This window comes from Actinomadura geliboluensis, from assembly GCF_005889745.1.
Taxonomy (GTDB): Bacteria; Actinomycetota; Actinomycetes; order Streptosporangiales; family Streptosporangiaceae; genus Spirillospora; species Spirillospora geliboluensis.
This window is the reverse complement of the sequence record NZ_VCKZ01000442.1, coordinates 1-7,197: the sequence shown is the minus strand read 5'-3', so window position 1 is coordinate 7,197 and position 7,197 is coordinate 1. Positions and strand designations below refer to the sequence as shown.

Sequence of the window (7,197 nt, the reverse complement as noted above, 5' to 3'; positions counted from 1 at the left end):
GTGGTGTCGTCGACACGGTCGATCACGGACATGACGTGTGGTTCTCCCCCCGAAGAACGTGGGCGCTTCACCCACTGATCACTTGCTCCCCAGCAAGATCACTTTCCACACCTGAGGGAATACCCCCTCCACAGGCGCCTCCCGCGCGAACAGGTGAGTCGCTTCAGAGGTCGTGGCTTACTCGCGGGCTTGTCCGGCCTCCTGGGCCTCGGCGCTGCCGGTGTCGGTTGTCGGCCTGTTCCATTGGGCCAGCAAGCGCAGGGAGGTCTCGGACGGGCTGCCGGGTTCGGTGCCGTAGACGAAGAGGATCTGGTCGGGGTCGTCTGCGGGGGTGAGGGCCTGGTAGGTGACGGTGAGGTCGCCGACGAGCGGGTGGTGGTAGTCCTTGGTGCCGGTCGTGCGCCGGTGGACCTTGTTGTCCGACCAGAAGCGGCGGAATTCCTCGCTGCGTATGGACAGGTCACCGACCAAGGCGCTCAGGACCGGGTCGTCCGGGTGGCGGCCCGCGTCGAGGCGGAGCATGGCGGCGGTGTCGGCGGCGACGCGGGGCCAGTCCCGGTACAGCTCGCGCGCGTGCGGGTCGAGGAAGACGAAGCGGGCCTGGTTCCGCTCGGCCGCGGGGAGTGCGCGGAAGTCGGTGATCAGCCGTCCGGCGAGTGGGTTGTGGGCCAGCACGTCGAGGCGCCGTCCGAGGACGAAGCCGGGGCGGCCAGCCTGCTGGAGGGTGTCCAGCAGGTCCCAGGTAGCGGGGTGGACGCGCTGGGGACGGGGGCGCCGGCGGGCTGGCCGGGGCCGTGGCCGGGCGAGGGTGTGCAGATGGCTGCGCTCAGCGTCGTCCAACTGGAGGGCGGTGGCGAGCGCGTCGAGGACCTCTGTGGAGGCGCTGCGGCTGCGGCCCTGTTCGAGGCGGGTGTAGTAGTCCACGCTCACCCCGGCCAGCCGGGCGAGTTCCTCCCGGCGCAGTCCGGATACCCGGCGTCGGCCCAGGCCCGGGTCCTCGAGCCCGGCTTCCCGCGGGGTGAGGCGGGTGCGGGCGGAGCGGAGGAATTCCGCCATGGGTGCGCCGGTGGGGTGCTCACGGTCCATACATCCAGGGTATGCGCGTTCACTGAGGATTCGGCGGCGGCTGGGTGGCCCATTTTGTCCCCCGATCAGGCGGGCCCTTTTGAGGCCTCTTTTGCCTGCTCAGAGCTGGTTCAGTGAATGTCAGAGCCCGCCACCACAAGGGGTGGCCGGGCGAAGTAAACGGTATGGAGACATCTCATGGCAACGTGGTTCATCACCGGCGGATCCCGCGGGCTGGGACTGGAGATCACGCGGGCGGCACTGAACGGCGGCGACAACGTCGTGGTCGCTGCCCGTGACCCGCGCAAGCTGCCGGACGAGCTGCGCCGGCACGACCGAGTCCTCGGTGTCGCCCTCGACGTCACCCGCAGCGAGGACATCACCGCCGCCGTCGAGACGGCCGTGGAGCGCTTCGGCACGATCGACGTCCTCGTCAACAACGCCGGTCGTGGCCTGCTCGGCGCGCTGGAGGAGATCACCGACTCCGAGGCGCGGTCCCTGTTCGATCTCAACGTCTTCGGGCTGATCAATGTCACCCGCGCGATCCTGCCCGCAATGAGGGCGGCCAGAGCCGGAAAGGTCGTGAACATCGGCTCCCGTTCCGGCTTCGAGGGCGAGCCCGGGGTGAGCATGTACAGCGCGTCGAAGTTCGCCGTGGCCGGTATCAGCGAGGCGCTCGCGGTGGAACTGGAGCCGTTCGGGATTCAGAGCATGATCGTGGAGCCCGGCGTCTTCCGCACCGACTTCCTCGACGCCAGCTCCCTGTCAGTCGCCGCCGGGCGGATCGACGCCTACGACGGCACACCCGCCCACACCACCCTCGACTGGGCCGGCACCGTCAACCACACCCAGCTAGGCGACCCGGTCAAGGGCGCCGCACTGATCTATGAGGTGACCTGCCAGGACAAGCTGCCTGGGCACCTGGCCCTGGGGCGCGACGCGATCGAACGCCAGCTGGTCAAGATCCGAAGCCTTCAGGACGACCTCGCGGCCTGGCAGGACAAGTCCGCCGCCACCGCCTGCGACGACGCCGCCTGACCGCCCCGACCGATCCCCCCGAGAAACAGGAAGGAACCCTGATCATGACGCACCTGCTGACCGGCCGGCCGCTCGACGGCCGCGTGGCCGTGGTCACCGGAGCCTCCAGCGGCATAGGGGCGGCCACCGCCCGCCGACTCGCCGAACTCGGAGCCGCTGTCGCCGTCATCGCACGCCGCCAGGAAAAGCTCGCCTCCCTCGCCGCCGACATCACCGCGGCCGGCGGAGAGGCCATACCCCTGTCCGTCGATGTCACCGACCGGGCAGCCGTCCGCACAGCCGCCGACCAGGTGGCGGACACGCTGGGACCGGCGGACCTGGTGTTCAACAACGCGGGCGTCCAGTTGATCTCCGCCATCGACGAGCTCAAGGTCGACGACTGGCAGCGGCAGATCGATCTCAACGTCACGGGGGTGATGAATGTGATCGCTGCCTTCCTCCCGAACCTGACCGCCGCCGCCGAGCATGGAAAGCCCGCCGACCTGATCAACACCTCCTCCATCGCGGCGACCCGCATCCTGGAGAAGTTCTCGATCTACTCGGGCACCAAGGCGTACATCAGCCACCTCACCCGTCTCATCCGGGTCGAACTGGGCCGCAAGAACGTGCGGGTGAGCGCCATCGAGCCCGGCATGGTCGACACCGAACTACCCGACCACGTCACCGACCCCGACGCCAGCGCCCTGATGGCCGGCCTGCTCCACGACATCGAGTGCCTGCGCAGCACCGACATCGCGGAGACCGTTGCCTTCATTGCCTCCCTTCCCCGACACGTCAACATCAGCGAGCTGACCATCCTGCCCACGGCCCAGTCCGTATAGCGCAACAAACAGGCTGTGCCCACGCAGCTGCGGCAACTGCCGAGCAGTTGCCTCCCACCTGTGCCGGTGCCTGCCTGGTGCGCCGGGCAGACCGATGAGCCGAAGTTTTCTGAGGAGCACCATGACCATCACCGACACCGTGAGCTGGAACACGGAGGCCCTCGACGAGATCGTCTCGAACGACGGTGGGCGTCCCGTCCTGTTCACCAACGCCCGGATCGTGACTATGGACCCGCTGATCGGAACCGTGACCGGTGCCGACATCCTGTTCGTCGGTTCCCTGATCGTGGGCGTCGGCCCCGGAATCGTCACCGCGGCGGAGGACGACAACGCCATCGTCGTCGACTGCACGGGCATGACCATCGTCCCCGCCGTCGTGGACACGGTCGCGCTGGCCGGCGGACGCGGCCGCCGCTCGGATTACGTCGCGACGCTGACTCCGGGCAACACCACCGACTTCCTCGTGGTGCCCGACGAACTCGCCACCGATGTGCCGAGCGCAGTGGCCACCCTCCTTTCCCGGCCGGAGCAGGTTCGCGCGCTGGTCGCAGCCGGCCGACCCGTCCTGTGGGCGGGCACCGACGCCCCCGGCAGGGCCACCGCCCCCGAGGCGGGCATCCCGGCCGCACCGGACCTGACCGGCAGCCCGCAGGTCGGCGTCTGGATCGACCGGAAGGACTTCCTGCACCAGGGGCTCACCGCCGACGGCCGCTACGACGAGACCCGGGGTGGCCGCCCGCACGCCTACCAGGGCCGGTTCTGGATCGACGGCGACCGCATCGACTACCTGGACGACCTCGGCTTCTGGGCCTACGGAGAGTTCAAGGGCAACGAACTGCACCACGCGGGCTACGTCATGAAGCTGAGCTGACCCGCCGGTCGGCAGACGCCGTGTGGCAAACACAGCGGCCCGGCCCCCGGGCAGCCCACAGACGACCGGCTCCAGGACCGCGCTGCCCGTACACGTCCTGATCCTGGGTGCGCGACACCTGGGGAACGGCGGCCTGGTTGCCGTAGCCGGGGCGACCAAGGCTGGAAGCCGAGCAGCACCGGCGCCCCCGGCAGCCCGCCATCCCCCGCTCCGACGTACGGAAGAAGACACCTCATGAACGTCAACGACACCACCAGCGCGACCGTCCTCGAACAGCTCTGGCGCCGCCCCGCGGATGAACGGCGCATCCTGTTCACCGGCGCGACTATCGTCACCATGGATCCCGACCGCGGCGTCATCGACCGCGGCGACCTCCTTGTCGAGGGCAGCACCATCACCGCCGTCGGCCCCGGCCTCAGCGCCGGCGACGCCGTGGTCGTCGACGCCACCGGCACCATCCTCAGCCCCGGCTTCGTCGACACCCACCGACACGCCTGGGAGGCTCAGCTGCGCCGAATCATGCCTGACGTCGACGACCTCGGCGGCTACGTCATGTCCACGCTGGCCGGCTCCGCCACGGTCTACCGGCCCGAGGACATGTACATCGGTACGCGACTGGCCGCCCTCACCGCGATCGACAGCGGCATCACGACCATGCTCGACTTCTCCCACAACTCCCGCACCCCAGCACACTCCGACGCCGCCGTAGAGGCCCTTCGCGACACCGGCATCCGCGGCGTGCACGCCTCCATGGGCCCGCACTTCGGCGACTGGGACCGGCAGTGGCCCGGCGACCTGGCACGTATCAAGGGCCGGTACTTCAGCAGCGACGACCAGCTCCTCACCCTGCGCCTGGCGACCCTCGCCACCGACGAGATCGCCGGACCGGCACTCGCCTATGGCCCTGAACTAGCGCGTGTGGCAGCCGACTTGGGGATCGGAGTGAGCGTCGACGCCGTGTTCGGCCCGTCCTCGTCCGAGGCCATCCTGCGCTGGGCCAAGGACGGCATTCTCAGCCCCGACGTCACCCTCATCCATTCCACCGGACTGACCCCCGAGGCATGGAAGGCGATGGGGGAGACCGGCAGCACCGTGGCGCTCGCCCCCACCTCCGACGCCCAGATCGGCCTGGAGTCCGCGATCCCCGCCGTCGACGAGGCCCTGTCCGTCGGCATCCGCCCCGGACTGAGCATCGACGTCGAAGTCGCCCTGGTCAGCGACATGTTCACGCAGATGCGCGCCCTGCACGCCATCCAGCGCATGCGCGCCGTCAACGCCGCCTACGGCACCGACCGGCAGCCCGATCGCATCACCACCCACGACGTCCTGGACTTCGCCACCCTCCAGGGCGCCCGCACCAACGGCCTGGCCGCCGTCACCGGCTCGCTCACCCCGGGCAAGAAGGCCGACCTACTGGCCATCCAGGCCGAGGACCTCAACAACATGCCGCTCAACGACCCGATCGGCACCGTCGTACTGGGCTCCGACGCCCGCAATATCAGCGCCGTGCTCATCAACGGCGAGCCCCGCAAGTGGAACGGTCGCGTCCTCGACGTCGACGTGTCCGCCCTGCGTGAGGACGTGCGCGCCTCCCGCGACCGCGTCCTGCGCGCCTCCGGATACGCCGACCGCCGGGTCTGACCGGCCGCACCGTCGCCGGTGCCGACACGATCAGCAGGATCGGCCCGGCCATCGCCCGGCCACTCGCCTCGGCCGGGCCGTCCTGCCCATCACCTGTCAACCCAACGGAGCCCGTCCATGTTCAAAAACACCCTGCACCTGCTCGGACTGTTCACCACGCTGCTCGCCTGCGCCGCTCCGGGCGGCGGCCGCCCGGAGCCCGCCCCTCACCCGTACGTCGGCATGTGGGTCACCGCAGACGGGCGCATCCGCCAGGAACTCCTCGCCAACGGCCGCTACGAGGAGGAACGCGACGGCCGCAAACGCGCCTACACCGGCCGCTACACCGTCACCGGCACACACCTCGACTACCACGACGACCTGGGCTTCACCGCCACCGGCGACGTGCGGAACGGCGTGCTCTACCACGAGCACCTGGTGCTCTACCGCGAAACAATTTCTCGTCGATGAAAGGTCCGCGTTGCCGCGTGCGTGGTGCCGGTTGAACAGCTTCTTGCGCTTGCCCAGGTTGCGATGCTTCTTGCGTTTGTAGGGGGTACCGACCGCGCCGCCGGCGCCGACGTACCCCTTGTCGGCGTAGCAGGCGATCGCCCGGTCCGTCAGAGCGTCGATGATGCCGTGGTCGCGGGCGACGGTCAGATCGTGGGTGGAGCCCGGTAGCGCCGGCGACGCCCAGATCAGCTCGCCGTGCGGGTCGGTGAGGAACTGGACGTTCACGCCGTGGCGGCGGTGTTTGCCCGAGTAGTGGAGCCGGTCGCCTGCGCCCGACAGCCTGTCGGTGGCCACCAGCGTGCCGCCGGGATGACGTAGGCCTTGCGCTGGGCGGTCCGCATGGCTTGCCGCAGGTCGGGAGCCAGTTCGGCGAGTAGCTCGATCACCTCGGTGACGTAGCGGTGCGCGGTCGCGGCACCGACGCCGAACGCCGCCGCCAAGGCCGGTAAAGGTCTCGTTGCGGCGCAGGTGCACCAGGACCAGCAGCGCTTGGCGGCCAGGGGGCAACCGCCGCCGCCGCGACCCGACCCGGCGCCGATGCCTGCGGATCAGATCGGCCCCGAACCTGCGGGCAGAGCGAGACAGATCGAGGGCAGCGCGATAGAAAAGCAACGGAGCTCCTGGTGGTCAAGATCGTCGCAAATCTCGATCTACCAGGAGCTCTCTTGTCGCCGCTCACGCCTCGCAGGCCGCAACCAGCCCGTGACCTGCGGACTCAGGTTGGAATTTCCTCAATCCAGCGTGGCCGGTCGTGCAGTTACTACGGAGGTAGGGGACTGGTGCTCGATGGAACGGGGCTATTGCCGGGTCCTGCCTGGGCGCCTCGACCACAGGTTTCGTCCTGCACGTACACAGAGGCATGGGCAGTTGCGCCCTATGGACCCCACAGCGGATGCACGTGCCGCTCCCGGTCCCGGATGCAGACGGTTGACACAGGCCCCACGCATCTTCTCCCGCGACCGACAGTGGGTAGTTGCTTCACGCATACACCGCTGGGCTGCGGACCAGGCGACATCACGGGGGCAGTGGTGGCCAGGCCCGATCCGTGCCCGCGAGCAAACATCGAGCAGACAGGGGGACGGAACGGGGCGAATCGGGCGGCGGGCAAACCGGGACGATCTCGCGTTTGCCCTGGTCAGGGGTGGTGGGTCGCGTGGGACTCGAACCCACAACCTACGGATTAAAAGTCCGGAGCTCTGCCAATTGAGCTAGCGACCCGTCCCGCAAGCGTACCGAGATCGGCGGGGGGTTCGCGACGGGGTTACGGGG

7 protein-coding genes, 1 tRNA gene and 1 pseudogene are annotated in these 7,197 nt (G+C 69.1%); 5 read left to right on the top strand and 4 right to left on the bottom strand.

Annotated features, from left to right (window positions below):
* Positions 1-177: 177 nt before the first annotated feature.
* Positions 178-1,086 carry a helix-turn-helix transcriptional regulator gene (locus tag ETD96_RS37855; RefSeq protein ID WP_089331152.1) on the bottom strand — a complete coding sequence of 303 codons (909 nt, stop codon included), beginning with the start codon at positions 1,084-1,086 and terminating at the stop codon, positions 178-180.
* Between the two features lie 177 nt (positions 1,087-1,263).
* On the opposite strand from ETD96_RS37855, the gene ETD96_RS37850 reads away from it, so the two are divergent.
* From ETD96_RS37850 to ETD96_RS37830, 5 genes are all read left to right on the top strand, one after another.
* Positions 1,264-2,103 (top strand): SDR family NAD(P)-dependent oxidoreductase, encoded by an 840-nt coding sequence (locus ETD96_RS37850; protein WP_089331151.1) that lies wholly within the window; start codon positions 1,264-1,266, stop codon positions 2,101-2,103.
* A 44-nt stretch (positions 2,104-2,147) separates the two neighbouring features.
* Positions 2,148-2,924 (top strand): SDR family oxidoreductase, encoded by a 777-nt coding sequence (locus ETD96_RS37845; protein WP_089331150.1) that lies wholly within the window; start codon positions 2,148-2,150, stop codon positions 2,922-2,924.
* A 121-nt stretch (positions 2,925-3,045) separates the two neighbouring features.
* Positions 3,046-3,795, top strand: coding sequence for an Atu4866 domain-containing protein (locus ETD96_RS37840; RefSeq protein ID WP_171069426.1), 750 nt, complete (start codon positions 3,046-3,048; stop codon positions 3,793-3,795).
* 234 nt (positions 3,796-4,029) lie between these two features.
* Entirely contained in the window at positions 4,030-5,436 is a 1,407-nt protein-coding gene (locus tag ETD96_RS37835) for an amidohydrolase family protein (RefSeq protein ID WP_089331148.1), read from the top strand.
* Between the two features lie 117 nt (positions 5,437-5,553).
* Positions 5,554-5,886, top strand: coding sequence for an Atu4866 domain-containing protein (locus ETD96_RS37830; RefSeq protein WP_138641305.1), 333 nt, complete (start codon positions 5,554-5,556; stop codon positions 5,884-5,886).
* Between the two features lie 75 nt (positions 5,887-5,961).
* Here the strand turns inward: ETD96_RS37830 and ETD96_RS48320 are convergent.
* From ETD96_RS48320 to ETD96_RS37820, 3 genes and pseudogenes are all read right to left on the bottom strand, one after another.
* A pseudogene (locus ETD96_RS48320) lies at positions 5,962-6,222 on the bottom strand (transposase family protein); the annotation flags it as partial.
* Complete coding sequence (locus ETD96_RS47205) at positions 6,150-6,368, bottom strand: transposase family protein (RefSeq protein WP_240808515.1); 219 nt, start codon at positions 6,366-6,368, stop codon at positions 6,150-6,152. The pseudogene ETD96_RS48320 and the gene ETD96_RS47205, both read right to left, overlap by 73 nt.
* Positions 6,369-7,070: 702 nt before the next feature.
* Positions 7,071-7,146, bottom strand: a tRNA-Lys gene (locus ETD96_RS37820).
* Positions 7,147-7,197 lie beyond the last annotated feature (51 nt).